Origin of the sequence: Streptomyces sp. NPDC053755 (assembly GCF_040677675.1) — a bacterium.
Classification (GTDB): Bacteria; Actinomycetota; Actinomycetes; order Streptomycetales; family Streptomycetaceae; genus Streptomyces.
Genome location: NZ_JBFASK010000017.1, coordinates 72320 through 96013 on the forward strand (window position 1 = coordinate 72320; position 23694 = coordinate 96013).

The following is a 23694-nucleotide window of genomic DNA, read 5'->3' on the forward strand; positions in this document are numbered from 1 at the left end:
GTCAGATACGGAGGGGAGCCCCATGCACGCCGCCGTCACCGAAGAGCAGCGAGAGATCCGCCGCACTGTGCGGGATCTGCTCGCCAAGAGGGCCGGACCGCGCGAGACCCGCGCGGCCGTCGCGACCCCCGAGGGGTACGACACCGACCTGTGGCACCGGATGTCCACCACACTCGGGCTGCCCGGCCTCACCCTCCCCGAGGCGTACGGAGGCGTGGGCTGCGGGCTCGCCGAGCTCGCCCTCGCCTGCGAGGAGACCGGCCGGGCCCTCGCCCCCTCGCCACTCCTGGCCACCACCGGCCTCGCCGCCCCCCTGATCACGGCCCTCGGGACCGAGGGGCAGCGCGCCGCCCTCCTGCCCTCCCTCGCGGACGGCAGCCTCACCTGCGCCCTCGTCGTCCCGGGTGTCTCCCTTGCCCTCGCGCTCGGCCTGACCGGTGACGACGCGGACGGCTCCTGGGCCGGCGGCGGCCGGGCGGGCGGCGTCCAGGCGCGGACGGCCGACGGCGGCTGGCGGCTCTACGGGGAGGCGGCGCAGGTCCTCGACGGGCACAGCGCCGGGCTGCTCCTCGTCGCCGCCCACGCCGGCGGCTTCGCGCGCAGCCGTACGCTGCTGTTCCTGGTGCGCGGGGACGCCGCCGGAGTCGTGCGCCACCGGCAGCCGACGCTCGACCTCACCCGCTCGCAGGCGTCCGTGCACCTGCGTGACGTCGAGGCGGAGTTGCTGGGCGAGGAGCCGGTCGACGTGCCGGGGGCGCTCGCCGGCGCGGGTCGCGCGGCGGCGGTGATGGTGGCGGCCGAGGCGATCGGCGCGGCACGGGCCGCCCTGGACCGCACGGTCGACCACGTCGGGACCCGTGAACAGTTCGGCCGCCCGATCGGTTCCTTCCAGGCGGTCAAGCACCGGCTCGCCGACCTGTACGTCCAGGTGGAGGCGGCGCACTCGCTGGCGTACTGCGCGGCACGCGAGCCGGACGCGGACGGCGGCCTGGGCGGGCTCGCCCTCGCGGCCGCCCTGGAGGCCCTGCGGGCGGTGGCGGGCGAGACGATCCAGCTGCACGGCGGCATCGGTTTCACCTGGGAGCACGAGGCGCACCTGTACTTCAAGCGGGCGACGGCGGACGAGCTGCTCTTCGGCCCGGCGCGACGGCTCCGGGCGCGGGCGGCGGAGCGCACGGGGCTCTTCGGCGACTCCGGGCCTCCCGGTGGCGGGCCCCGCGAAGGCGCCGGGGGCATCCGCGGGGACGGGGCCGGCGGAGGCCGGGACGGGGACGGCGGCGGAAGGCGGGTGGGGACGTCATGGCCGTCGGCACGCGTCTGATCCAGCGGGTGTCCGCCACCCGGGCGTTCGCGAGGGTCGCACCGCACGTCATCCCGGCGCTCGACCGGGCCGTGCACCGGCTCACCCGGGGAAAGGTGCTGCTCAGCGCGCGGATGCTGCCCGGTGTGATCCTCACCGTACGGGGAGCGAAGTCGGGGCTTCCCCGCTCGACGCCGCTGGCCTGCATGCCGGAGCCCGGCGGGACCTGGCTGCTCATCGGGTCCAACTTCGGGCGGGAGGGGCACCCCGCCTGGACCGGGAACCTGCTGCGGCATCCGGACGCCTCCATCAGCTGGCGGGGGGAGGCGATCCCGGTGCGGGCCGAGCTGCTCGCGGGGGAGGAACGGGCGGCGGCCTGGCGGGCGGCGCTCGGCTTCTGGCCACCGTACGCGGCGTATCAGGCGAGGGTGGAGCGGGAGATCAGGCTCTTCCGTCTGACGCGGGGGCACCACGGGGAGTGACCGGAGGCGGGGTGACGGTCGACCCCTCGCGGAGGCCCCGGAAAAGGGGAACGCCGACGGTGGTCTCCCGGGCGGGGCCGCCGTCGGCGTGACAGGACGGATGTCAGGACGTTGGTGGGGGCGCGTCTACCTCGTCGGCTTCCTGCCCGTGATCCCCAGGTGCACCAACAAAGCCAGGTTGGGCCTGAGTTCGTTCTGCTTCACGCCCCAGGTCTGGAAGCCCTTCTGGTGACCGGCCACCGAGGCCAGCATCGCCACCAGGGAGCCGGCCATCGCCGCCGGGCTGACGTCCTTGTCGACCTTGCCCTTCGACTGGAGCTCCTTCACCGCGTCCGTGAGGGAGTTGGTGACCGAGTTCAGGATCTTCATGCGGATCTTGTAGAACCGCTTGTCGCCCTCGGCGGCTCCCAGGTCGACGACGCGGAGGATCGCGTCGTGCTTCCGCCAGAAGTCCAGGAATCCCTCCACGAGTTCCTCGGAGGTCTGCCAGCCGGCCTTGCCGACCCAGGAACGGCCGGAGACCAGCTCGGTCAACGCGGCTCCCTCCTTGGCCATTTCCTCCGCGATCTCGAGGACGGCGCCCTCGACGTCGGGGAAGTACTGGTAGAACGTCGCGGGTGAAGTGCCCGCCTTCCGGGCCACGTCGATGACCTTGACGTCCCGGTACGGCGAGGAGCTGAGCATCTCGCTGAGGCAGTCGAGCAGCTTCTGCCGCGTCGCCTGACCGCGTCGTCCGGCCACGCGACCGTCGACGGTACGTACTTGTCCTGTCATGCCGTCAGCTTACCGAGGGGTGATCGGCGCGCGATTCGGCCGACTGCAAATGGGGTGCGGCCCCCTCCGGGCCGTCCTCCGCCTCTTTGTCCCGCGCTCCCGCGGCCGTCCTCCCCTTCCGCGCCCCGCCCCCTCCGGCCGTCCTGCCGTCCGCTTCCGCTGCTTCCTCGAAGGCTGCTCCGGTGCTCCGGCGGTGCGCGGACGGCCCACGCGCTACCCGAATAGGCTTATTAACAGCCTGTGGACAACTTCGGTGGACAACTCAAGGAAATCAAGGGCCGCCGCCGTCATTCATGCACATATGTTCTATTTCGGGGCGTGCGGGGCGGTGTCCCCCGCCCTAGCGTGGACCTATGGCCGCATTCACAGAGGGCACCCCCTGCTGGGTGGACGCGCAGCTCCCCGACCTCGAAGCGGGGAAGCGGTTCTACGGCGAACTCTTCGGCTGGACCTTCGACCCCGACCGGGACGAGGCCCTCAGCGACGGGAAGCGCGTCGCCGGACTCGTACCGAAGCGGGACGGCCGGATGCCCACCACCTGGACCGTCTACCTCGCCACCGAGGACGCCGGGGTGCTCGCGGCCCGGATCAAGGCCGCCGGCGGCCAGATGGTGATGGAGCCGTACCCGGTCGGGCCCTTCGGCGTCCTCGCGCTCGCCGCCGACCCCGGCGGCGCGGTCTTCGGCCTGCGGCAGGCGGGTGACGACGACGGCTTCGAGAAGACGATGCTCCCCGGATCCTTCTGCTGGATGGAGGTCTACACGAGGGAGCGGGACGCGGTCGACACCTTCTACGCCACCGTCTTCGGCTACCTCGGGCGCCAGGTGGAGGCGGCTGAGGAGGGCAGGGAGAGCGACTTCGACTACCGCGTCTGGTCACTGCCGGGCTCCCGCCCCGGCGACGACTCCTCCTTCGGCGGCCGGGCCCTGCTCACCCGCGCCGTCCCCGCCGAGATGCCGGGCCACGTCCTTGTCTACTTCGCCGTCCACGACTGCGACGAGACCTGCGAGACCGCCGTCCGTCTCGGCGGGCGCGTCACGAGCCCGCCCTTCGACACCCCGCACGGGCGGATCGCCGTGCTCCGCGACGACCAGGGCGCCCGCTTCGCCGTCCTGGCCGAGCCGAAGAAGGCGCCGGCCGCGGACCGGGCCGGACGGCGGACCGAGGACCGCGGGACCGGACGCTCCGGCGAGACCGGCGACCCGTCCGGCACCGCACCCGGCGGCCGAGCGGGTGACGGGCGGGGCGACCGGCCGGGCCGGGAGCCCGCGGAGCGGCCCGCCCGCGGGCCGGACGGCGAAACCGACGCCGAGCGTGTCCCGGACCCTGGGTATATGACCTGAGACACCCCGATCCGCCCCCGGGTTCGCAACCACCGCCTCGGACAGGAAGAATCAGGGCCACGGGGCCGTATTCTCATGGCCCGTACGGGGAGGTGGCAGGCAAGTGGAGCAGCTGACGCAGCACGACCCGAGACGGATCGGGCCCTTCGAGGTGCTGGGCCGGCTCGGCGCGGGCGGTATGGGTCTCGTCTATCTCGCGCGCTCGGCGTCCGGGCGGCGCGTGGCGATCAAGACCGTGCGGACCGAGCTCGCCGAGGACCAGCTGTTCCGTGTCCGTTTCACCCGCGAGGTCGAGGCCGCGCGGGCCGTCTCCGGCTTCTACACCGCCGCCGTGGTCGACGCCGATCCGCGGGCCGCCGTGCCCTGGCTGGCCACCGCGTACGTCCCCGCGCCCTCCCTCGAGGAGATAGTGAACGAGTGCGGGCCGCTGCCGGCCCAGGCGGTGCGCTGGCTGGCGGCCGGGGTCGCCGAGGCCCTGCAGTCCATCCACGGCGCGGGCCTGGTCCACCGCGACCTGAAGCCGTCGAACGTCCTCGTCGTCGAGGACGGACCCCGGGTGATCGACTTCGGCATCGCCTCCGGCGTCTCCAACACCCGGCTGACCATGACCAACGTCGCCGTCGGCACGCCCGCGTACATGTCACCCGAGCAGGCCCGCGACTCGCGCAGCGTCACCGGGGCCAGCGACGTCTTCTCGCTCGGCTCCATGCTGGTCTTCGCCGCCACCGGGCACGCGCCGTTCCACGGCGCCAACCCGGTCGAGACCGTCTTCATGCTGCTCAGGGAGGGACCCGACCTGGAGGGGCTGCCGGACGAGCTGCGGCCGCTCATCGAGTCCTGCATGCAGATGGACGTCTCGCGCCGCCCCACCCCGGCCGACCTGCAGGCGCAGCTCGCGCCCCACCTGTTCGGCTCGGGCAGTGACGACAGCGGTACGGCCTCGGCCTGGCTGCCGCAGAGCGCCACGGCCATGATCGAGCACCGCCGCGGGGGCCGGCCCAGCGCTCCCGCACCCCTGCCGGTACCGCCCGCCCCGCCCGCTCCGCCCCGTCCGCCGCGCCAGGTCCCGGAGTGGGGCGCCGACCCCCGCGGCGGCCAGGGCGCGGGCGGACACGGCGCCGGCGGGGGACGCCACGCGGGTCCCGCCGAGTCCGGCGGCCCCGTGCGCCTCGCCGGCGGCACCGTCGCGATCGGCCCCGGGCCCCGGGTCGCCGACACCCGCGCGGCCGTCGGCGTCGGGCGGGGGCCCGACGCGGGCCCCGCGACCGGCTGGATCCGGCCGCCCGGCGGTGCCAACGGCACCGAGCCCGGCCCGCCGCTCGGCTCCCGCCCGCTGCCGTCGCCCGCCGCGGCTCCCGAGGCGCAGCCCGCCGCACCCGAGCCGGGGCACTGGCGTCCCTGGCGCTTCCGGATGTCGAACGACGTCTGGGGCACCCCGGTCGTCGCCGGCGACCTGCTCTACGTCACCTCCTTCGAGGTGCACGCCCTCGACGTCGGCAGCGGCCGCCGTCAGTTCAAGACCCGGGACGTCGCCTGGTCGATGGCCGTGTCCCAGGGCCGTATCCACGCCTCCGACGGTCCGACGCTGTACGCGCTGGACGCGGCCGACGGCGGCGAGCGCTGGCGGCTCCAGACGGACGCCTGGGTGTACTCGCTGAAGGTCGACCGGGGCACGGTCGTCACCGGCACGCGGGGCGGCGGGGTCCAGGGCTGGGAGGCCTCGAACGGCGCCAAGCTGTGGGAGATCACCGGCGCGCAGAGCGACTTCGAGACCCCGGAGGCGGGGCCCGTGGTGCACGGCGACACCGTGTACGTGTGGCGGGACGCCCGGCTCCAGGCGCTGGACGCGCGCACGGGCGCGGAGCGCTGGTCGTACCCGGTGGGCGACGCCGCCTCCTGCGGCAACGTCCCGGTCCGGGTGACCCAGGCGGAGGACGGCTGCGTGTACGTCGCGGCCGGTACGCGCGTGCTGTCCGTCGACGTCGCGAGCGGGCACGTCCGCTGGCACTTCGAGGCGCCCGCCGTCTTCCTCTCCCCGCCGGCCTTCGCCCCGGGACCCGCGGTCACCGGCGGCGGGGTGTACCTCGCCGACTACCTCGGCACGGTCTACGCACTCGACGCGACCACCGGCCAGGACCGGTGGCGGATCGCCACCGAGGCCCGCCAGTCGGTGGAGCCCGTCCTCGTCGTCGACGGCAACGTGCACGTGGGCAGCGGCAGCGCGCTCTACACGCTCGACGCGGTGACGGGCACGCCGAAGTGGCGGTTCGCGGCGGGCGGCGAACTGATCGGCAGCCCCGTGGTCGCGGACGGCCGGGTGCACTTCGGCTCGGCGGACCACGTCCTCTACACGCTGGACGCCTCCGGCGGCCAGCTGCGCTGGAAGCTCGCGACCGGCGGCGAGATCACCGGGTCGCCGGTGGCGCGGGGCGGCGTCGTGTACGCGTGCAGCAAGGACCGCTGCGTCTACGCGCTGGACGCGGTGAAGGGTACGGCGACGGGCCGGGGCGCGGCGCCTCGCGTCTGAGCCGCCGGTCCGCGGGGCCGCGGGTCGTGGTCAGGGCCGCTGCCGCGGGGGCGGCGGCTCCTCCGGGTACGGGCCGTGCCCGCCCTGGTCGGGGTACGGGCCGCCCTGGCCGGGATACCCGCCCTGGTCGCGATGCGGGCCGCCCTGGTCGGGGTGTCCGCCGTGTTCCGGATATCCGCCCTGGTCCGGATACGGGCCGCCCTGGCCGGGCTGCCGTCCCCACGGCGTCTGCTGGGGATCCTGCCCTTCCCACGGCTCCGGTTCACGCTGCCCGGTGTGGCTCCGGTCCCAGCGCGCTTCGTCCGCTTCATGGGGATAGCGGGGCGGCTCCTCGTACGCGTCGTCGCGCGAGCGAGGTCCGTGGTCCTCGATGCGGAGCGCGCGGGAGCGCCGGCGGCCGGACATCACCGCCGAGGCCAGGAGGAGCAGCACCCCGCCGCCCAGAGCGAGGACGGCTCCGCTCCCCAGACCCGTGCCGTCGGTCTCGACCGACAGCCCGTCCTCGATCTGGGCGACCCGGACCATCCACAGGATCGCGAAACCGAGGGTGATCAGCCCGGCGACCGCCACCAGCAGGCGCGAGCGCAGGAACAGGCCGATCAGGGTCACCAGGGCGGCGAAGGCGAAGGGCAGCAGGATCGAGCCGAGGAGCTCGGCACGCGTGTCCGTGATGCCGGAGAACAGGTCCTGGACGCGGTAGGCGCTGCCGTGACGGCCGTCGTACCAGGCACGGAAGGGGCTCCAGACGGCGGCCGTCGCTCCGGCGAGCGCCAGGATCGAGCCGATGACGTTGCGGACCATCGATCGGCCTCCTTCGGTCCGGCTCTCGGTCTCGACGCTACGCCGGGTGCGGGAGCCCCGCCACGCGGCGTTAGGGTGGCGCGGACACGACAGGCATGACGGGGGACAGGAGAGACGATGGTGCGGCGACGACTCAGGCTCGCGGCGGTGCTCACGGTGGTGGTGCTCGCGCTGACGGGCTTCCAGACGAGCGCGCACAGCGGCAAGAGCAGCGCCAAGGGCCGCGGCGGGTCGAGCGGTTCGGGGGGCGGGAGCGGCGACAGCGGCGGCGGCTGCTCCAGCTCCAAGAAGAAGAACGACGACTACGACGGGAGCGGCTCCGGCTCCGGCGAGACGTACACCTCCGAGCCGTCGCCCTCCGTCACGACCTCCCCCACCTCCACGGTGGAGGTCGTGGTCGTCGACTGCGTCGAGGCCGCGCAGAAGAAGCGCAAGGGCAAGCCGGCCCGGAAGGCCGACACGACCGCCACGCTGCGGATCACCTCGCGTGCGACCTTCACCGAGACCTTCCAGGTGCAGCTCGGGTTCGAGGACGCCGGCGGGTACGAGGTCGACGACGCCGACGCGACGATCACGGTCGAGCCCGGCGAGACGAAGACCTTCGAGGTCGCGATGGACACCCCGAAGGCCGTCGGCGAGGTGCGGAACTGCGTCGTCGGCCCGGTCCGCGAGCAGTAGCGGCCCGGGTCGTGTGCGCGAGGCGTCCCGTCCGGCCGTGAGCACCTCGCGCACACGGCTCGGCGCGGCACGGTCCGGAGGAACACGGTCCGGGGGAACACGGCTCGGCGCGCTCGGGTCCGGCGCGGCACGGTCCGGCGCGAGGCGGTCTAGCGGAGCCGGTAGCCGTCCGCCCGCCGGGTGAACAGCTCCGCCTGGCGGGTCGGCGGCAGGTTGCCGAGCGTCACCAGGTGCGGCGCGTGGGCGAGGGCCTGGGAGCGGGCGGCCTCCTTGGCCGACCAGAGGGCCCGGACCGTCCCCTGAACGGCCTCCGTCGGGTAGGACGCGATGACCGCGGCCGCCCGGCGGGCGGCGGCCAGCGCCCCGCCGGTCTCCGTGACCTCGGTGACCAGCCCGGTCTCGTACGCCCGCCGGGCCGAGATCCGCTCGGCGGTTCCCATCAGCGCCATGCGTGCGACCTCCCCGAACGGCATCTTCTGCGCCATGTGCACGGTCTCGAAGGCGCTGACCATGCCGTAGGTGGTGTGCGGGTCGAAGAAGGCCGCACCCTCGCCGGCGACGACGAACTCCGCCTCGCCCAGGAGGTAGAACGCCCCGCCGCAGGCCATGCCCTCCACGGCGGCGACGACCGGCTTCCACAGGTCGTTCGCCTTCGGTCCGACGGCGACGAGCGGATCGTCGATCGTGTACGGGGAGGTGGGCTGGGGGACCTCGGCGGCCGCCGCGCGGTCGATACCGGTACAGAAGGCCCGGTCGCCCGCGCCGGTGACGACGATCGCCCGGACCTCGTCCGCGTACCGGAACCCCCGCCACACCACGCCGAGGTCGCGCGCCATCTCCACCGTGATCGCGTTGTGCTTGGCGGGCCGGTCGAGGGTGACGACCGCGACACCGGACGTCTCGTCCGTCTCCACCCGGACGCTCATCCGCGCTCCAGCAGCCAGCGCGGCACGGTCACCCCGTCGATCTCGGTGAACGCGACCCTCACCGCGGCCCCGATCCGCAGCCGCGCCGGGTCGACCGAGTCGAGCGGCGCGTCCGGGGCGGCGACCACGTTGCCCACGAGGCGGATGCGGGGAGCGTCGGCGAGTTCGACCACGACGGCGTTGTACGGGGCCTGGGCGGCGTAGTCGGGCAGCAGCGGAGGATGGGGCAGGACGTACGACCAGATCCGGCCCCGGCCGGACATCCGGCGCCACTCGCTCTCGAAGGACCGGCAGTGCGGGCAGCACGGCCGGGGCGGGAAGCGGAGCTCGCCGCAGTCCGGGGCGGCACAGGCCTGGACGCGCAGCTCGCCCCGGGCGGCGTATTCCCAGAAGGGCGCGCCGTCCTCGTCGACGACGGGTGTGAGCATGTCGGATCAACTCCTCAGGAGGACGGCGGAGGTGGGGACGCCCTCACCGGCCGTGACCAGGCAGGTGGCGGCGCCCGGAACCTGCGCGGTGGAGGTGCCGCGCAGCTGCTTCACGCCTTCGGTGATGAGGTTGAAGCCGTGGACGTACGCCTCGGAGAGCCCGCCGCCACCGGTGTTGAGGGGGAGCCGGCCGCCGATCTCCAGGGCGCCGCCCTCGGTGAACGCGGCTCCCTCCCCCCTTCCGCAGAAGCCGTAGCCCTCCAGGGACAGGGGGATGAGCGGGGTGAAGGCGTCGTAGATCTGGGCGACGTCGACGTCCTGGGGCCCGAAGTCGGCCTGCTTCCACAGCTGTCGGGCGGCGGTCCAGGCCGGGCCGGTGAGCGGGTCGTCGTTCCAGTAGTTGACCATGCCGTGGTGCTGGGCGGGCAGGCCCTGGGCGACGGAGTGGACGTAGACCGGCGAGCGCCGGCAGTCCCGCGCCCGCTCGGCGGAGACGAGGACGCAGGCCAGCGCCCCGTCGGTCTCCAGGCAGTTGTCGAAGAGGCAGAGCGGCTCGCTGATCCAGCGGGAGGTCATGTACATCTCGCGGGTCAGGGGCCGTTCGTACATCATCGCCGACGGGTTCTGGTTGGCGCGGTTGCGGCAGGCGAGAGCGACGTTGAAGAGGTGGTCCCGGGTGGCGCCGTACTCGTGCATGTAGCGGCGGGCGAGCATGCCGATCTCGTCGGAGGGACGCAGCAGGCCGAAGGGCCGGGTCCACTGTCCGGGCGTCGGGAGCTGCGCCGAGGTGTTCTTCCAGGGTCTCGGCCCCGAACCGCGTTTGCGTGAGCGCCAGGCGACGCCGACCGTGGCCTGTCCGGTGGCGATGGCGGCGGCGAGGTGGCCGACGGTGGCGCACGAGCCTCCGCCGCCGAAGCCGATCCTGCCGAAGAAGGTGACGTCACCGGCTCCGATGGCCTTGGCGACCTCGACCTCGTCCGTCTCCTCCATCGTGTACGAGGCGAAGGCGTCGACCTCGGAAGGGGCGATGCCGGCGTCGTCGAGTGCGGCGAGGATCGCCCGGCAGGCGAGGGTCTTCTCGGGTTCGGGGAGCTGTCTGGCGAACGGCGTCTGCCCTATTCCGACGATGGCGGTGGCGTCCTTGAGCACTGCAACCTCCCCGATCGCGAGCTGCTGACAGCGCGTCAGGCTACAGCTAATCTGACGGATAGTCAGCTAGTGGCGGCCGGGAGGATGACGCATGCGCGGGGACCTGGAGTGGGGAACGATCCCGAGGCTGGTGCGCTCGGCCGCCGAACGGTACGGACCCGCGGAAGCGGTCGTCGAGGGCCGGACCCGCGTCTCGTACGAAGAACTGGGGGACCGGGTCGACCGCGCGGCCGCCGCCTGCATGGCTGCCGGAGTCCTGCCGGGCGACCGGGTCGCCGTCTGGGCACCGAACACCCTGGACTGGATCGTCTCGGCCCTCGGGGCGGTCACGGCGGGGGCCGTCCTCGTCCCCCTGAACACCCGCTTCAAGGGCACCGAAGCGGCCTACGTCCTCGCCCGCTCCCGGGCGAAGCTGCTCTTCGTCACCGGCACCTTCCTGGGCACCTCCTACGTCGCCTCGCTGCGACGGGCGGAGGCCGAACTCCCCGACCTGGAACAGGTGGTGGTCCTCGGCGACGCCGCACCGGACGACTACCTCACCTGGAAGTCCTTCCTGGCGCTCGGCGACGGCATACCCTCATCGGACGTACGGCGGCGCGCCGACGCCGTCGGCCCCTGCGCCGCCTCGGACATCGTCTACACCTCCGGTACGACGGGCGCCCCGAAGGGCGCGGTGATCACCCATGCCCAGACCCTGCGCTGCTACGGCGTCTGGGCGGACCTCGCCGGCCTGCGGACCGGCGACCGCTATCTGATCGTGAACCCCTTCTTCCACACCTTCGGCTACAAGGCGGGGATCATCGCCTGCCTGACGCGCGGGGCGGTCATGATCCCGCAGCCCGTCTTCAACGTGGACACGGTCCTGGCGAACATCGCCTCCGAACGTGTCTCGGTGCTCCCCGGCCCGCCGACCCTGCACCAGTCCCTCCTGGACCACCCGTCCCGCTCGTCCTACGACCTCTCGACGCTGCGTCTCGTCGTGACCGGCGCCGCGGTCGTACCGCTCCGGCTGGTCGAGCGCCTGCGCGGCGAACTCGGCGTCGGTACGGTCCTCACGGCGTACGGCCTCTCCGAGGCGAGCGGCATCGTCACCATGTGCCGTCGCGGCGATCCGGCCGACGTCATCGCGACCACCTCGGGCCGGCCGATCCCGGACACGGAGGTCCGTCTGTCGGAGTCGGGGGAGATCCTGGTCCGCGGCCACCACGTCATGCGGGGGTACTTCGAGGACGAGGAGGAGACGGCCCGTGCCGTCGACGCCGAGGGCTGGCTCCACACGGGCGACGTGGGCGTCCTCGACGAGGCGGGCAACCTGCGCGTCACCGACCGCGTGAAGGACATGTTCATCGTCGGCGGCTTCAACGCCTATCCGGCCGAGATCGAGCAACTCCTCGGCCTGCACCCCGACATCGCCGACGTGGCGGTCATCGGCGTCCCGGACCACCGCCTCGGCGAGGTGGGCAAGGCCTTCGCGGTCCGGCGGGCGGGGGCGCGCGTGACGGGGGACGACCTGATCGCCTGGGCGCGCCGGGAGATGGCGAACTACAAGGTGCCCCGGGAGGTCGAGTTCGTGCCGGAACTCCCGCGCAACGCCTCCGGCAAGGTGGTCAAGGGAGCACTGCGGGCACGCGTCGCCCACCAGGGCTGACACGGCGGTCCGGACGCACGGCGACGGCTTCGGCGACGGCGATCCCCCGCCCCTGAGCCGGGCGCCCGGGCGACCACGGGATCCAGGGAGCGGCGATCCCGCCGCCCCCTGAGGGGACCGGCGGGGCGGCCTGCCCCGGCGACCACGGGATCCCGGGAGCGGCGATCCCGCGCACAGGACGGAGGGGCCGGGCATGATGCCCGGCCCCTCCGCCACGTGTCCGGTCGCCGCGTGCCGCGCCCGACCCGGCGGGTCCCCCCCCAAGGACCCGTCGGGCGTCCCCCGAGCGCTCGCGTTCCGGCATCCGGACCTCAACGGCCCCGGCGGCTCCCCCGATGGCGCCGCCGCGGCCGTCCCCCCGGCAAGAGCCGGCTCCCTGTCCCCCGTGGGCCGGCTCGGTTCGTCTACTTGATCGGCTCGCTCGTGGCGTGGGAGTCGAGCGGCTTGATCGGCTCGCCGGTGGCGTGCGAGTCGAGCGGCTTGATGGGCTCGCCCGTGGCGTGCGAGTCCAGGGTGGTGATGTCCTCGCCCGTCGCGTGGGAGTCGGTGGGCTTGAGGTTGTCGGCCATGGAAGCTCCTGAAGTGGTGGGGCGTGCTGAGGCTGCAACGCCCGCTCGGCGGTTCCCCCGTGGACAGCCGAGCGGACGTCCAGGGCCGATCACCTTAACGGTGAGGCCGCGTGTCGTTCCGTCTGCCCCCCGACGCGGCGGATCGACAGACACGAGCATGCCGTGGGGCGATAAACGAATGATGAACGCCCGGTCCGGGTCAGGCGACCGCCGCCGGGTGGAGCAGCCCGCGCACCTCCGCCGCCTCGGGTGAGCCGAGGGAGTCGAAGACGGTGAGCGCGTCGTGCCAGCAGGCCCGGGCCCGGTCCGTCTGGCCGAGCCCCGCGAGCCCTCGTCCGAGGACGGTGAGGACGTTCGCGCGGCGCCACTCCCCGCCGATGCCGTGCATGACCGACAGCGCCTGTTCGGCATGGGCGGCCGCGGCGGCGTACCGCCGGTCGGCGAGGTGGACCTCGGCGAGCCGGAACAGCGTCATCCCGTGCCAGAGGTGCTGGCGGCTGTCCTGGAAGACGCCCAGGGCCTCGGAGAGGACTCCCCGCGCCTCCGCCGTCCGGCCCGACGCGGTCAGGGCCAGGCCGAGGGCGTACTTCCCGTTGGCGACGCGCAAGGCGATCCCGGTGTCGGCCCGTTCGTAGATGGCGAGGCCCTGCTTCGCGAGGTCGACGGCGCTGGGGACCCGGCCCGTCGCCAGGTGGACGCGCGACAGGTTGCACAGGGCGCTCGCCTCCCCCGGCGCGTTCCCGTCGGCGCGGAACGCGTCCCGCGCCCGCGACAGGTGCTCCTCGGCGTCCGCGTGACGGTTCTCGTACAGGGCGAGGATGCCCCGCTCGTTGAGCGCGTTGCAGCACGTCCAGGGGTCCGCGCAGGAACGGTCCGCGTCCATGGCGGCACGGGCCTGCTCGTCGGCCTCCTCGAACCGGCCGGCCGTGCTGTACACCTGGCTGAGGGTGGTGCGGGCCCGGCCCTCGGACCGGACGTCGCCGAACGCGCGGGCGGCGTCCCGCGCGGCCACCGCCGCCATCTCGAACCGCAGCGAGTTCACGCCCGATTCGGCCAGGTCCTTCGTGGCCATCAGGAGGTCCACCGCGCGGCGCAGATACGGGCGGGCGAGGGACTGCTGGGCGCAGGCCAGCACGCAGTCCGCCTCGGCGTGCAGCCAGTCGAGCGCCTGGGCGGGGTCGGAGAAGGTCAGACCCGAGTGCTGGGTGGCCTCCAGGTGTGCGACCGTCCGGTCTCCCGGCCGCTCGATCGCGTACACCCTCGCCGCCGTCGCCAGATAGAAGTCGAGCAGCCGCGACAGCGCCCGCTCCCGCTCCTCCGGCGACACCTGGTCCCGCTCCGCGCAGGCCCGCGCGTACAGCCGCACCAGGTCGTGGTAGCGGTAGCGGCCCGGGGCCGCGGACTCGAGCAGGGAGGTGTCGACCAGGGCCTCCAGGAGGTCCTCGGTGTCCCGGACCGGAAGGTCCAGGACGGCGGCCGCCGCCGTGAGGGAGATGTCCGGGCCGTCCGCGAGGCCGAGCAGACGGAAGGCGCGGGCCTGGGCGGGCTCCAGCTGGCCGTAGCCGAGTTCGAAGGTGGCCTTGACCGCGAGGTCGCCCGCCTGCAGCTCGTCGAGGCGGCGGCGCTCGTCGGCCAGCTTGGCCGCGAGGACGGCGACCGTCCAGGTGCGGCGGGCGGCCAGACGGGAGGCGGCGATACGGATGGCGAGGGGCAGGAAGCCGCAGGCGGCGACGACGTCGAGGGCCGCCTCGCGCTCGGCCGAGACCCGCTCCGCGCCGACGATGCGGGTGAAGAGCTGGAGGGCCTCCTCGGGGGACATCACGTCCAGGTCCACCAGGTGCGCGCCCGCCAGGTCGACCATCCGGATCCGGCTGGTCACCAGGGCGGCGCAGCCCGCCGTGCCCGGCAGCAGGGGGCGGATCTGGGCCGCGTCCCTGGCGTTGTCCAGGAGCACCAGGATCCGGCGGCCGTCGAGCGCCGAGCGGTACAGCGCCGCCCGCTCGTCCAGGGAGTCCGGGATCGCGGAGTCGGGCGTGCCCAGGGCCCGCAGGAACGCGGCCAGGACGGTTTCCGGGGCCGCCGCCCGCGCGCCCGCGCCCTGGAGGTCGACGTAGAGCTGGCCGTCGGGGAAATGCGGGCGGGCCTCGTGTGCCACGTGGACGGCCAGGGTCGTCTTGCCGACGCCGCCGATGCCCGCGAGCGCCGAGACGGCCATCACCGAGCCCTCCGCCGTGGCGAGCCGGTCGCCCAGCTCCCGTACGAAGGAGGCGCGGCCGGTGAAGTCCGGCACGGTGGCGGGGAGCTGCGCGGGCCGGGCGACGGCGGGCGCAGGGGCCGCCTCCTCGACCGGGCGGGCCAGCTCGGCGTCCGCGCGGAGGATCCGCTGCTGGAGCCGGGACAGCTCGGGGTTCGGGTCGACCCCCAGTTCGTCGGCGAGGAGCCGGCGGGTGTCCGCGTAGACGGCCAGCGCCTCCGCCTGCCGTCCGCTGCGGTAGAGCGCGAGCATGAGCAGCTCGCGCAGCCGCTCCCGCAGCGGGTGCGCGGCGGTGAGCGCGGTCAGTTCGGAGACGGCCTCCGCGTGGGCGCCGACCTCCAGGTCCATGTCGAGCCGGGTCTCCAGGAGCTGGAGGCGCCACTCCTCGAGCCGGGTGCGCTGGGTCTCGGCGTACGGTCCGGGGACGGAGGCCAGCGCCTCGCCGTCCCACAGGGCGAGGGACTTGTCGATCAGGGCCCGGGCCCCGCAGCGGTCGCCTGCCGCCCGGAGCTTCTCGGCCTCGGCGGCCAGGTCCCCGGCGATGTTCAGGTCGAGGGCCGCGTGGTGGGTGCGGACGGCGTACCCGCCGGACTCGCTGACCAGGACGCCGGAGGGCAGGACCTTGCGCAGCCGCGAGGCGTACGTGCGTACCGCCGCCAGCGCCTGGGAGGGCGGCTCGTCCCCCCAGATGGCGTCGATCAGCTCGCCCGCGGTGGCCGTGCGCCCGTCGCGCAGCAGCAGCGCCGCGAGCAGCGCGCGCTGCTGCGGTGATCCGGAGGGAAGTGCTTCTCCGGCCCGCCAGGCGCGGACCGGGCCGAGCACACCGAAGCGCAGGTCGTCGCCGACGTCGTCGGAACCACCTGTCGACGGAGCCCGCTGCTCCGGAACTCGCGGGCCGTTCTCACGGTCCATAGCTCCCCCTGCCGTGCCGCTGGTTTCGCCCTGGACAGTCTGCCTTGTCCGGAGCGAACGCGTCAGCATCGGGTGACTGTCTGCACAAGTCCCGCCAAAGGATGCGCGCCCAGACTAGCTGACGGACCGTCAGATCAGCGCTACCGTGCTGCCATGGAGACCTTCCCCAGGATCATCTCGGTGGACGACCACACCGTGGAGCCCCCGCACGTCTGGCGGGACCGGCTCCCGTCCCGGTACCGCGACTCCGGCCCCCGGATCGTCCGCGCCCCGCTGAAGGAAATGACCTTCCTCGGCGGGAGGTTCGCACCCGTCATGGGCGCCAAGGGCGACGAAGGACCGATCGGCGACTGGTGGGTGTACGAGGACCTGCACCGGCCGCTCACCCGCCTCGACACCGCCGTCGGCTACGACCGCGACGAGATCAGGCTCGAAGTGATCACCTACGAGCAGATGCGGCCGGGGTCCTACTCCGTGCCCGACCGCCTCGCCGACATGGACGTGAACCACGTCCAGTCCGCCCTCTGCTTTCCCACCTTCCCGCGCTTCTGCGGGCAGACGTTCACCGAGGCGAGCGACCGGGAGCTGAGCCTCCTCGGGGTGCGCGCCTACAACGACTGGATGGTCGAGGAGTGGTGCGGTCCGGAGGCTGGGGGCCGGCTCATACCCCTCACGCTGATCCCGCTCTGGGACGCGGAACTGGCCGCCGCCGAGGTCCGCCGCAACGCCGCCCGGGGCGTGCGCGCCGTCGCCTTCTCCGAGATCCCGCCGCACCTCGGGCTGCCGTCGGTCCACACCGACGACTGGGACCCGTTCCTGCGCGCGTGCGACGAGACCGGGACGGTCGTCGCGATGCACATCGGCTCGTCCAGCCGGATGCCGTCCACCTCCGCCGACGCCCCGCCCGCCGTCGGCTCCACGATCACCTTCGCCAACTGCTGCTTCTCGATGGTCGACTGGCTGATGAGCGGCAAGTTCGAGCGCTTCCCGAACCTCCGGGTGATGTACGCGGAGGGGCAGATCGGCTGGATCCCCTACATCCTCGAACGCGCCGACGTGGTGTGGGAGGAGAACCGGGGCTGGGGCGGCGTCGCCGACAAGGTGCTGCGCCCGCCGTCGGAGCTGTTCGCCGAGCACGTCTACGGCTGCTTCTTCGACGACGCCTTCGGGCTGCGGAACCTCGACGCGATCGGGGTGGGGAACGTCCTCTACGAGACGGACTATCCCCACTCGGACTCCACCTGGCCCAAGTCCCGGGAGGTCGGCGAGGCCCAGATGGGCCACCTCGCGCCGGACGTCGTCGAGCGGATCGTGCGCGGCAACGCGATCGAGCTGCTCGGCCTGACTCCGGACGGGCTCTGGGCGCCGTAGCGGCGGAAGCGCCGGGGCCGCCGTCCCGCGGCCGGACGGGACTGTCGGCCCCCGGGGCGCAGGGCAGCCGCACGAGGCCGGCGACTCCCGCGCCCGGACGTCTTCGGGCGCGGCCCTTGCCTCATGGCGCGGCGGTCGTGACTATGGGGCCCTCCATCGCCTGACGGTGCGTCAGTTAAGGGGTTTCCATGGTCGTCTACGGAATGCAGCTCCCGGTCCAGTCGCAGAGCACCCTCTACGCCGAGCCGTGGGAGGCCGCCGCCGGCCCCGCCGACCTGGTGGAGATCGCCCGCGTCGCCGACCGGACCGGCTTCGACTACATCGCGAGCTGCGACCACGTCGCCATCCCGCGCCGGCTCGCCGGTCCGATGAGCACGGTCTGGTACGACCCGGTCGCCACGCTCGCCTTCCTCGCCGCGGCCACCGAGCGCGTCCGGCTGCTCTCCCACGTCGCCGTCGTCGGCCTGCGCCACCCGCTGGTGACCGCCAAGGCGTACGCGACCCTCGACCACCTCTCCGGCGGACGCCTGGTGCTCGGGGTGGGGGCCGGCCACGTCCAGGAGGAGTTCGAGGCGGTCGGGGCGGACTTCGCGGGGCGCGGTCCGCTGCTCGACGAGACGATCGACGCGCTGCGGGCGGCCCTCGGGCCGGAGGAGTACCCGGAGCACACCGGCGAGCGGTTCGCCTTCAAGGACCTGGGGCAGCTGCCCCGGCCCGCCCAGGAGCGGGTCCCGGTGTGGGTCGGCGGCTCCTCGCCCGCCGCCGTGCGCCGGGCCGCCCTGCGGGGGGACGGCTGGCTGCCCCAAGGGGACCCCCGGGACCGGCTCCCGGCCCTGATCGCCCGGCTGGGGCGCCTGCGCGAGGAGGCCGGGATCGAGACCCCGCTCACCGTCGGGGCGATCGTCGAGCCCCTCTACGTCGGCGCGGCGGGCTGGGACGTCGGCCGGCGCACGCTGACGGGCCGGCCGGAGGCCCTCGCCGAGTCGCTGAACGCGTACGGCGCCATGGGCGTGCACCAGATCCAGGTCCGCTTCCGCTCCCGTGGCCGGAGCGAACTCACCGACCAGATGGCGGCCTTCGCCGCCGACGTCGCCCCCCACCTGACCTGAGGAGACCGCACATGGGCAAGCTGGACGGACGCGTCGCCGTCATCACGGGCGCCGCGCGCGGGCAGGGCGAGCAGGAGGCGCGGCTCTTCGCCGCCGAGGGGGCGCGGGTCGTCCTCGGGGACGTCCTGGACGGCCCCGGCGAGGCGCTCGCCAAGGAGCTGGGGGAGGAGCGGGCGGCCTACGTCCACCTGGACGTGACGAGCGAGGAGGACTGGGCGGACGCGGTCGCCGCCGCCCGGGACCGTTTCGGTCGGATCGACGCCCTGGTGAACAACGCCGGCATCCTCCGCTTCAACGAGCTGGTCTCCACCCCGCTCGAGGAGTTCCAGCGGATCGTCTCCGTCAACCAGGTCGGCTGCTTCCTGGGAATAAGGACCGTCGCCCCCGAGATCGCGGCGGCGGGCGGCGGGACGATCGTGAACACCGCCTCCTACACCGGTCTGACGGGGATGGCGGGCGTCGGGGCCTACGCCGCGACCAAGCACGCGGTCCTCGGCCTGACCCGGGTCGCGGCCCTGGAGCTGGCGGCCTCGGGGATCCGGGTCAACGCCGTCTGCCCGGGTGCCATCGACACCCCCATGAGCAATCCCGAGGGCGTGGACCCGGAGGCGACGGCCGAGCTGTACCGCACGCTCGTGCCGCTGGGCCGGATCGGACGGCCGGAGGAGGTCGCGGCGCTGGCGCTCTTCCTGACCGGGGAGGACTCGGCGTACATCACGGGACAGCCGTTCGTGATCGACGGCGGGTGGCTGGCCGGGGTCAGCCTTTTCTGACGCCTTATCAGGTATTGACGCCCCCGCGCGGCGGTGCCACAGTCGGGCCATCGAATATCTGACGGTGCGTCAGAAATAACGAGGACGGTGAACCCCTTGGAATTCGGGATCTTCGTACAGGGATACGTCGGCAAGCGCGCCGAGACCGATCCCGAGGCCGAGCACAAGGCTCTGATGGAGGAGACCGAGTACGTCATCCAGGCGGACGCGTCCGGGTTCAAGTACGCCTGGGCCTCCGAGCACCACTTCCTGGAGGAGTACTCGCACCTCTCGGCCAACGACGTCTACCTCGGGTACCTCGCCCACGCCACCGAGCGGATCCACCTCGGCTCCGGCATCTTCAACCCGCTCGCCCCCGTCAACCACCCGGTCAAGGTCGCCGAGAAGGTCGCCATGCTCGACCACCTCTCGGGTGGGCGCTTCGAGTTCGGCACCGGGCGCGGGGCCGGCTCCCACGAGATCCTCGGGTTCATGCCGGGCATCACCGACATGAACCACACCAAGGAGATCTGGGAGGAGACGATCGCCGAGTTCCCCAAGATGTGGCTCCAGGACGAGTACGCCGGCTTCCAGGGCAAGCACTGGTCGCTCCCGCCCCGCAAGATCCTGCCCAAGCCGTACGGGAAGTCCCACCCGGCGATGTGGTACGCCGCCGGGTCGCCCTCCTCGTACGCCATGGCGGGGAGGAAAGGGCTCGGCGTCCTCGGGTTCAGCGTGCAGAAGGTCTCCGACATGGAATGGGTCGTCGAGTCCTACAAGACCGCGATCAAGGAGGCCGAGGCGGTCGGGGACTTCGTCAACGACAACGTCATGGTGACCTCCACGGCGATCTGCGCGGAGACGCACGACAAGGCCGTCGAGATAGCCGTCGGCGGCGGACTCAACTACCTCCAGTCGCTGCTCTTCCGCTACCACGACACCTTCCCGCGCCCCGAGGGCATCCCGGAGTGGCCCGAACTCCTGCCGGAGTACAGCGCCGAGATCATCGAACTCCTCATCGCCGAGGAACTGATGATCTGCGGCGACCCGGAGGAGGTCACCCGCCAGTGCAAGCGCTGGGAGCAGGCGGGGGCCGACCAGCTGTCCTTCGGGCTGCCGATCGGGATCTCGTACGAGGACACGATGAACTCGATCAGGCTGATCGGCGAGCACGTGATCCCGAAGATCGACACGGACCCGGTCCACCGCACCACCCGCTTCCGCGGGGCCGCCGGAGCCTGACCTCCGTCGCGCCCCGGCCTCCCGCGGGGACGGCCGCCCGTACGGGCCCGGGCGCGGGCGTCAGTGAAGCGCGGGGCGGTGTCTTCCCGGACCGCCGCCCCGTTACCGGCCCCGGCCGGAGGCACCGCAGCCGCGGCCGGCTGCAGGGCCCCCGGCCGGGGCAGTCCACGTGAGGAAGGGACACCATGCTCGACCACCTGATCAAGGGCGCCACCGTCGTGGACGGGACCGGCGCGCCGGGCGTCGTCGCCGACGTCGGCATACGCGACGGGCGGATCGTCCTCGTCGCCCGACCCGGCACCGTCACGGAGGCCGCCCGTACCACCGAGGACGCCACCGGCCTCGTCCTCGCGCCCGGCTTCGTCGACCCCCACACCCACTACGACGCCCAGCTCTTCTGGGACCCCTTCGCCACCCCCTCCATGAACCACGGCGTCACCACCGTCGCCGGCGGCAACTGCGGCTTCACCCTCGCACCGCTCCACCCCGGCCGGCCCGAGGACGCCGACTACACCCGCCGCATGATGTCCAAGGTCGAGGGCATGGCCCTGAAGGCCCTGGAGGAGGGCGTCGACTGGAGCTGGTCGTCCTTCGGCGAGTACCTCGACGCCCTCGAAGGGCGGATCGCCGTCAACGCCGGCTTCATGGTCGGCCACTGTGCCCTGCGCCGGTACGTGATGGGCCCGGACGCGGTCGGCGGGCAGCCCTCCGAGGAGCAGCTGGCCCGCATGGTGGACCTCCTCCACGACGCCATGGAGGCCGGCGCCTGGGGCCTGTCCACCACCCAGTCCGCCACCCACTCCGACGGCGACGGCGCCCCCGTCGCCTCCCGGCACGCGACCCCCGAGGAGCTCGTCGCCCTCTCCCGGGCCGTCGGCGAACACGAGGGCACCCAGCTCGAGGCGATTCTCGCCGGCTGCCTCGACCAGTTCTCCGACGCCGAGATCGACCTCTTCGTCGAGATGACCGCCGCCGCCGGACGTCCGCTCAACTGGAACGTCCTCACCATCGACGCCGCCGTCCCCGAACGCGTCCCGCGCCAGCTCGTCGCCTCCGAACGCGCCCGCAAGTCCGGCGGCCGGATCGTCGCCCTCACCATGCCGATCCTCACCCCCATGAACATGTCGCTGGGCACCTTCTGCGCCCTCAACCTCATCCCGGGATGGGGAGAGGTCCTCTCCCTCCCCGTGCCCGAGCGGATCGCCAGGCTCCGCGATCCGGACGTACGCGCCGGGATGCTGCGCCGTGCCGACTCCAAGGAGGCCGGTGTCTTCCGGCGCCTGGCGCACTTCGGCCGGTACGTCATCGGGGACACCTACAGCCGCGAGAACGAGGGCCTGACCGGCCGAGTGGTGCGGGACATCGCCGCCGAACGCGGCCAGGACCCCTTCCAGTGCCTGGTCGAGATCTGCGCCAACGACGGCCTGCGCACCGTCCTGTGGCCCATGCCCACCGACAACGACCCGGCCTCCTGGGCGCTGCGCCGCGAGACCTGGGAGCACGAGGACGTGATGCTGGGCGGCTCCGACGCCGGTGCCCACCTGGACCGCATGTGCGGAGCGCCGTACACCACCCGCTTCCTGGGCGACTGCCTGCGCGGGCGCGGGCTCGTCCCCCTCGAACGGGCGGTGCGGATGCTCTCCGACGACCCGGCCCGGCTCTTCGGACTGCGGGAGCGCGGGCGCATAGCGGAGGGCTACCACGCGGACCTGGTCCTCTTCGACCCCGAGCGGATCGACGCCGGCCCGGCGACCCTGGTGCACGACCTTCCCGGGGACAGCCCCCGGCTCGACTCGCGGGCGATCGGCATCGTCTCCGTCCGCGTCAACGGCGTGGAGACCGTCCGCGACGACGAGGTGACCGGCGCCGTCCCCGGCCGGGTGCTGCGCTCGGGGCGCGACACGAGGACGGTGAGCACCCGGTGAGGACCGAGCGGCTGTACATCGACGGGGCGTGGACCGAGCCGGAGGGCGGGCACTACGAGGTGGTCGACCCGGCCACCGAGGAGGTCGTCGGCCTCGCGCCCGAGGCCTCCCGCGCCCAGGTGTACGAGGCGGCCACCGCGGCCCGCGCGGCCTTCGCCACCTGGTCCCGCACGAAGCCGGAGGAGCGGGCCGCGATCCTGGACCGCGCCGCGGACCTCATGGCCCGTGACGCCGAGGCGAACGTGGCCCTCGCCCGCGCCGAGACCGGGGCCACCACCGCCACCGCGCGCGGGATGCAGGTCGCCGTCGGCTCCTCGCGCTTCCGGCGGTACGCGCGGGGGGCCCTGGAGCCGGTCGAGCGGGCGCTCCCCCCGCAGGTCAACGAGGCGGGTCCGATGGGCAGGGCCGGGGTCTTCGGCGCGGTCGCCGTCCGCCGCCCGGTCGGGGTGGTCACCTGCATCACGTCGTACAACAACCCGTGGGCCAATCCGGCGGGCAAGATCGCCCCGGCGCTCGCCATGGGGAACACGGTCGTGGTGAAGCCGGCCCCGCAGGACCCGCTCTCGGTCTACGCGATGACCCGGGCCCTGGCCGAGGCGGGCGTCCCGGCGGGCGTCGTCAACGTCGTCACGGGCGCGGGCGCCGCCGTCGGGGAGGCGGCCGTCGACTCCCCGGACGTCGACATGGTCTCCTTCACCGGCTCGACCGCCGTCGGGCAGCGGATCGGCGAGGTGTGCGGCGCTGCGCTGAAGCGGCAGCTGATGGAGCTGGGCGGCAAGGGCGCGGCGCTGGTCTTCGACGACGCCGACCTCGACTCGGCCGTGGCGGGCATCGGTACCACCTTCTCCTTCTACAGCGGACAGATCTGTACGGCCCCGACCCGGGTCCTCGCCCAGCGCGGGATCCACGACCGGCTGGTCGAGAAGCTCACCGGCTACCTCTCCTTCATGACGGTCGGCGACCCGGCGGCGCGGGGCACGGTGGTCGGCCCGGTGATCTCGGCGGCGCACCGCGACCGGATCGAGGCCTACGTCGACCTGGGGAGGAAGGAGGGCGCCCGGGTCGTGGCGGGCGGGGAGCGTCCGGACCTCGCGAAGGGCTTCTACGTCGCCCCCACGCTCCTGGCGGACTGCACCAACGACATGCGGGTCGTCCGGGAGGAGATCTTCGGCCCGGTGGTCGTGGTGGTCCCCTTCGACGACGAGGACGAGGGGGTCACCCTCGCGAACGACAGCGACTACGGCCTCATCGACTACGTCTGGTCGGGCGACGTGGCCCGGGCGTTCCGGATCGCGGCCCGGCTGCGGGCCGGCGGTGTCGGCGTGAACACCGTCGGGCGGAACATGGAGGCGCCGTTCGGCGGGTTCAAGAAGAGCGGTGTGGGCCGCGACGTCGGCTCGTACGCCCTGCACGCCTACAGCGAGACGCAGGCGGTGGTCTGGCCCGGTTGATCACCCGACGGGGCCTTCGGGCCCCTGAGGGAGACGGCGGGAAAAACGGCACG

Annotated in this window: 19 protein-coding genes; 12 read left to right on the forward strand and 7 right to left on the reverse strand. The window is 73.4% G+C overall.

Annotation, left to right across the window (positions count from 1 at the left end):
• The first annotated feature begins 22 nt into the window (after positions 1 to 22).
• Both AB0K65_RS18160 and AB0K65_RS18165 read left to right on the forward strand, forming a co-directional pair.
• Positions 23 to 1321, forward strand: coding sequence for an acyl-CoA dehydrogenase family protein (locus AB0K65_RS18160; RefSeq protein ID WP_365717572.1), 1299 nt, complete (start codon positions 23 to 25; stop codon positions 1319 to 1321).
• The gene (locus tag AB0K65_RS18165) at positions 1300 to 1782 is read left to right on the forward strand and encodes a nitroreductase family deazaflavin-dependent oxidoreductase (RefSeq protein ID WP_365717574.1); all 483 of its coding nucleotides are present in this window, start codon (positions 1300 to 1302) and stop codon (positions 1780 to 1782) included. Before AB0K65_RS18160 ends, AB0K65_RS18165 begins: the two co-directional genes overlap by 22 nt.
• 126 nt (positions 1783 to 1908) lie before the next feature.
• On the opposite strand, the gene AB0K65_RS18170 is transcribed toward AB0K65_RS18165, so the two are convergent.
• Positions 1909 to 2556, reverse strand: coding sequence for a TetR family transcriptional regulator (locus AB0K65_RS18170; RefSeq protein WP_365717576.1), 648 nt, complete (start codon positions 2554 to 2556; stop codon positions 1909 to 1911).
• 353 nt (positions 2557 to 2909) lie between these two features.
• On the opposite strand from AB0K65_RS18170, the gene AB0K65_RS18175 reads away from it, so the two are divergent.
• Entirely contained in the window at positions 2910 to 3899 is a 990-nt protein-coding gene (locus tag AB0K65_RS18175) for a VOC family protein (protein ID WP_365717578.1), read from the forward strand.
• Between the two features lie 103 nt (positions 3900 to 4002).
• Positions 4003 to 6426 (forward strand): PQQ-binding-like beta-propeller repeat protein, encoded by a 2424-nt coding sequence (locus tag AB0K65_RS18180; protein WP_365717580.1) that lies wholly within the window; start codon positions 4003 to 4005, stop codon positions 6424 to 6426.
• A gap of 30 nt (positions 6427 to 6456) precedes the next feature.
• On the opposite strand, the gene AB0K65_RS18185 is transcribed toward AB0K65_RS18180, so the two are convergent.
• Positions 6457 to 7227: a hypothetical protein gene (locus AB0K65_RS18185; RefSeq protein ID WP_365717582.1), complete on the reverse strand. Its 771-nt coding sequence runs from the start codon at positions 7225 to 7227 to the stop codon at positions 6457 to 6459.
• Positions 7228 to 7344: 117 nt separating this feature from the next.
• Here AB0K65_RS18185 and AB0K65_RS18190 point away from each other — a divergent pair, with 117 nt between their 5' ends.
• Positions 7345 to 7905 (forward strand): hypothetical protein, encoded by a 561-nt coding sequence (locus AB0K65_RS18190; protein WP_365717584.1) that lies wholly within the window; start codon positions 7345 to 7347, stop codon positions 7903 to 7905.
• A 149-nt stretch (positions 7906 to 8054) separates the two neighbouring features.
• Here the strand turns inward: AB0K65_RS18190 and AB0K65_RS18195 are convergent, their stop codons facing one another.
• The 3 genes from AB0K65_RS18195 to AB0K65_RS18205 are packed head-to-tail and all read right to left on the reverse strand — an operon-like array spanning position 8055 to position 10408.
• Positions 8055 to 8831, reverse strand: coding sequence for an enoyl-CoA hydratase/isomerase family protein (locus AB0K65_RS18195; RefSeq protein ID WP_365717586.1), 777 nt, complete (start codon positions 8829 to 8831; stop codon positions 8055 to 8057).
• Positions 8828 to 9259: an OB-fold domain-containing protein gene (locus AB0K65_RS18200; protein WP_365717588.1), complete on the reverse strand. Its 432-nt coding sequence runs from the start codon at positions 9257 to 9259 to the stop codon at positions 8828 to 8830. Before AB0K65_RS18200 ends, AB0K65_RS18195 begins: the two co-directional genes overlap by 4 nt.
• A 6-nt stretch (positions 9260 to 9265) precedes the next feature.
• Positions 9266 to 10408 (reverse strand): lipid-transfer protein, encoded by a 1143-nt coding sequence (locus AB0K65_RS18205; protein ID WP_365717590.1) that lies wholly within the window; start codon positions 10406 to 10408, stop codon positions 9266 to 9268.
• A 91-nt stretch (positions 10409 to 10499) separates the two neighbouring features.
• Here AB0K65_RS18205 and AB0K65_RS18210 point away from each other — a divergent pair, with 91 nt between their 5' ends.
• A complete protein-coding gene (locus AB0K65_RS18210; RefSeq protein ID WP_365717592.1) occupies positions 10500 to 12056 on the forward strand; it encodes a FadD3 family acyl-CoA ligase in 1557 nt (518 codons plus the stop codon).
• A 404-nt stretch (positions 12057 to 12460) separates the two neighbouring features.
• On the opposite strand, the gene AB0K65_RS18215 is transcribed toward AB0K65_RS18210, so the two are convergent.
• The gene (locus AB0K65_RS18215; protein ID WP_365717595.1) at positions 12461 to 12625 is read right to left on the reverse strand and encodes a hypothetical protein; all 165 of its coding nucleotides are present in this window, start codon (positions 12623 to 12625) and stop codon (positions 12461 to 12463) included.
• Between the two features lie 199 nt (positions 12626 to 12824).
• Positions 12825 to 15791, reverse strand: a complete 2967-nt coding sequence (locus tag AB0K65_RS18220) for a BTAD domain-containing putative transcriptional regulator (protein ID WP_365717597.1) — start codon at positions 15789 to 15791, stop codon at positions 12825 to 12827.
• A 153-nt stretch (positions 15792 to 15944) separates the two neighbouring features.
• Between AB0K65_RS18220 and AB0K65_RS18225 the strand changes: the two genes are divergently transcribed.
• The 6 genes from AB0K65_RS18225 to AB0K65_RS18250 all read left to right on the forward strand — a co-directional run bounded on the left by AB0K65_RS18225 (position 15945) and on the right by AB0K65_RS18250 (position 23641).
• Positions 15945 to 17162 (forward strand): amidohydrolase family protein, encoded by a 1218-nt coding sequence (locus tag AB0K65_RS18225; protein WP_365717599.1) that lies wholly within the window; start codon positions 15945 to 15947, stop codon positions 17160 to 17162.
• A 188-nt stretch (positions 17163 to 17350) separates the two neighbouring features.
• A complete protein-coding gene (locus tag AB0K65_RS18230; RefSeq protein WP_365717601.1) occupies positions 17351 to 18271 on the forward strand; it encodes a TIGR03619 family F420-dependent LLM class oxidoreductase in 921 nt (306 codons plus the stop codon).
• Positions 18272 to 18282: 11 nt separating this feature from the next.
• Positions 18283 to 19044 (forward strand): glucose 1-dehydrogenase, encoded by a 762-nt coding sequence (locus AB0K65_RS18235; protein ID WP_365717603.1) that lies wholly within the window; start codon positions 18283 to 18285, stop codon positions 19042 to 19044.
• A gap of 96 nt (positions 19045 to 19140) precedes the next feature.
• Positions 19141 to 20265 (forward strand): LLM class flavin-dependent oxidoreductase, encoded by a 1125-nt coding sequence (locus tag AB0K65_RS18240; protein WP_365717605.1) that lies wholly within the window; start codon positions 19141 to 19143, stop codon positions 20263 to 20265.
• 185 nt (positions 20266 to 20450) lie between these two features.
• A complete protein-coding gene (locus AB0K65_RS18245) occupies positions 20451 to 22190 on the forward strand; it encodes a D-aminoacylase (protein ID WP_365717607.1) in 1740 nt (579 codons plus the stop codon).
• Positions 22187 to 23641, forward strand: coding sequence for an aldehyde dehydrogenase family protein (locus AB0K65_RS18250; protein ID WP_365717609.1), 1455 nt, complete (start codon positions 22187 to 22189; stop codon positions 23639 to 23641). Before AB0K65_RS18245 ends, AB0K65_RS18250 begins: the two co-directional genes overlap by 4 nt.
• The last annotated feature ends 53 nt before the right edge of the window (positions 23642 to 23694 follow it).